Below are 2,050 nucleotides of genomic sequence, written 5' to 3'. Positions count from 1 at the left end.
CGGCGTCTCATGCTGCCTGTCAGCCGAGATACCCTGCTTCGAACCGTTCGCCGACATGCTTGCCGCTATGATACTCCGCTGCATATCGTCGGGATCGACGACTGGGCATGGAAGAGAGGCCTGAGATACGGGACCTTGATCTGTGATCTTGAACGGCGACGGATCGTCGATCTTCTCCCGGACAGAGACGCCGGCACGGTTGCGGCATGGTTTGCCGCTCATCCTGGCATCAACATCATCGCACGCGATCGTGGCGGTGGTTATGGTCAGGGCGCCAGAGACGGCGCGCCGCACGCCGTCCAGGTCGCCGACCGCTGGCATCTTATGGAAAACGCCAGCGCGGCCTTCTTGCGTGCGGTGCGCCGTTCGATGCGGCTGATCCGTCAGGCGCTGGGCTCCACGATCATCGACCCCGTGATGCTGACGAGTGCCGAACGCCTGCAATACGAGGGTTATCGGCGTCGTGAGGATGCCGGCAAGATCATCAAAGCCTTGGCCGCGGAAGGCATGACGGTGAAGGAGATCGTGCGACGGGTGGACGCGAGCCGTAATCACGTTCGAGACGTCATTCGAAACGGCTGCGGCGATGTCTTCCGGTCGCGGCAGACCTCGTTGGCGCCCTATCTCGCGACCCTTGATGCGGAATGGATGGGTGGCTGCCGCCGTGGTGCTGAGCTGTGGCGTCGGCTCCAGACTTTAGGCTTCCCTGGCTCATTGCGGGTCGTCTCGGAATGGGCGACGCGCCGCAAGCGAAGCGAGAAAGCAGGCCTCATGGGATTGGGGCGTGTTCCGTCCGCGCGCGTGATCGCTTGGCTGATGACTGTCATGCGCGATACCCTCAGCAAAGGCGATGCGACGATGATGGCCGCCATTGAAGCAGGCGTCCCTTCCCTTGTGATGGCTCGCGACCTCCTGCTGCGATTCCAGGCCATAGTCCGATCTCGTACGATCGGTAATCTGCAGGCTTGGATCGATGCCGCGCGAGACAGCCTGATGTCATCTTTTGCCGTCGGCCTTGCGGCCGACCAAGTCGCGGTCGCGGCGGCACTCACGGAGCCCTGGTCCAACGGTCAGACCGAGGGACAGATCACGAAGCTCAAGCTCGTAAAGCGCCAAATGTACGGGCGTGCCAACCTCGATCTTCTCCGCGCTCGTCTCGTTGGAGAACTGCACGCAGATTGAGACAGAGCCCACATTAAGCGCCGAAGACATCTGCCGCGAAGTCTATCGAGCAACCCGCACCCTCTACGCCAACGTGTCGCCACACATGGACGACGCCGCCCTTGGTTTCCGTATCCTCTACGGTCCACGCTCGAGGACGTGCCGATTCTCTTCCTCGGCTTTCAACCGGGCGGCGGCAGCATGGCCGCAGCGACGACACTGGCGGTCGGCGAGCATGACACCTGGCCGCGCACAGCCGCCAACAACGTTAATGTAACGACTATACGCCGGCAAGATTAACAAATGTTAATTGATTGATGGTGACGCCTCCTGGTCCTTCTCGATCGTGATGTCGCGCCCGGTGTGGTAGACGAGACCGTCCTCGGGGACACTGATCCAGGATATCCATCGACCTGTTCTTCGATGTATTGATGTGTGTCGGCGTCGCGATGGGCGGTATCGAATTGGTCCGTATCTTCGTGTCGAGGCTTACGTCTCGAGTTCGGCCACATGACGGTCGGACCAAACCTTTCCCTCGTCACCCCCCAAAACAGCCGAGCGATGTACCCGGCCGACGGATCGTCGTCCGATCCCCATGCGTGGCTCTTGCCGTCCTTGTCGACGACATGCCGCGCGAAGTAGCTGTGCATCGACTTCACGTCCGTGACATCGAGGTCCCTGCGATGCGCGAGTTGCTCGGCGCGTTTGACCCCGCCGCGGTTGAACTTGGCTCTCTGCTCCAATCCCTTCTTGGCGTTGGAGGCCATCTCTGCGTCGGCTTGAACGTTTCGGACAATGGTTCTTTCCTCACTGCGACGCCAGTCGCGCCGCGAGGTCGACAACTCTGGCGGCCACATCCCCGGCAGCGACTGCACTGACTTGACGATGC

2 protein-coding genes are annotated in these 2,050 nt (G+C 61.3%); one reads left to right on the top strand and one right to left on the bottom strand.

Going from position 1 to position 2,050, the window contains the following annotated elements; all coding sequences use genetic code 11:
• On the top strand, positions 1–1,182 hold a 1,182-nt coding region (locus GSQ79_RS27075; RefSeq protein ID WP_158811850.1), incomplete at its 5' end, for an ISL3 family transposase.
• 275 nt (positions 1,183–1,457) lie between these two features.
• On the opposite strand, the gene GSQ79_RS29200 is transcribed toward GSQ79_RS27075, so the two are convergent.
• A partial coding sequence (locus GSQ79_RS29200; RefSeq protein WP_210253235.1) for a hypothetical protein occupies positions 1,458–2,050 on the bottom strand: 593 nt, incomplete at its 5' end.

Source organism: Beijerinckia sp. L45 (assembly GCF_009765775.1).
Lineage (GTDB): Bacteria > Pseudomonadota > Alphaproteobacteria > Rhizobiales > Beijerinckiaceae > RH-AL1.
The sequence above is the reverse complement of the archived record's forward strand: the minus strand, read 5'-3'. Positions and strand labels throughout refer to the sequence as shown.